General features: G+C 75.6%; 1 protein-coding gene. It reads right to left on the reverse strand.

Features of this window, described 5'->3' with window-relative positions; translation table 11 throughout:
• Window positions 1–484 (reverse strand): M20/M25/M40 family metallo-hydrolase (locus KUM32_RS38530; protein WP_217146456.1); only part of this gene is annotated, 484 nt, incomplete at its 3' end.
• Window positions 485–795: the final 311 nt, after the last annotated feature.

The following is a 795-nucleotide window of genomic DNA, read 5'->3' on the forward strand; positions in this document are numbered from 1 at the left end:
GCACCGCGAAGTCGCCCGCCAGCCAGTCCCGGTGTCGCTCGGCCAGCCGCCGCAGGCCGTTCAGCTCGGCGGCGACCTCCTCGTTGTCGTAGAAGACGAACGTCAGGTCGCGGTTGGGCTCGGGCACCGTGGCCGCGATCCGCAACTGCACGGCCACGCCCGACTTCATGTCGGAGCTGCCGCAACCCCACAGCAGCTTCTCGCCGTCGGCGGTCTCGGTCAGGCGCGAGGGCACGTTGTCGGCGATCGGCACGGTGTCGATGTGGCCGGCGAGCACGACGCGCTCGGCGCGGCCGAGGTCGGTCCGCGCGACCATGGCGTTCCCGTCCCGGTCCACCCGCAGGTGCGGCAGGTCGCGCAGCGCGCGCTCGATGGCGTCGGCCAGCGGCTTCTCCTCGCCGCTCACCGAGGCGAAGTCGACGAGGCGGGCGGTCAGCTCGGCGGCGTCCACGGACAGGTCAAGTACGGGGTGCTCATGCTCCATGAGTGTGACCCTACGGGGTGCCGCGCCGGCCGGCCCAGCGCGCCCACGCCCCGCGATCCGGCCCCCGCTCGCGTGCGCGCGCCCGTGCGTGACAGGGGGAGACGGGGAGCGGCCGGCGGTCTGCCGGGCCCGTGGCCCCTCCCGTGGCGGGCGCACGCACTCCAGTACGGTGTGACGCGTGTCCCTCCCCTTCCTCCGCAACCGCGCCCGGCGGGCGCGCGCCGGGGTGGCGTGCGCGGTCCTCCTCGCGCTGGTCGGGTACGCGACGGCGCACGTGCTGACCGGTGGCGGCGGCCCACCCCGCTGCGTCG

It is taken from the genome of Streptomyces sp. AC627_RSS907 (assembly GCF_019049165.1).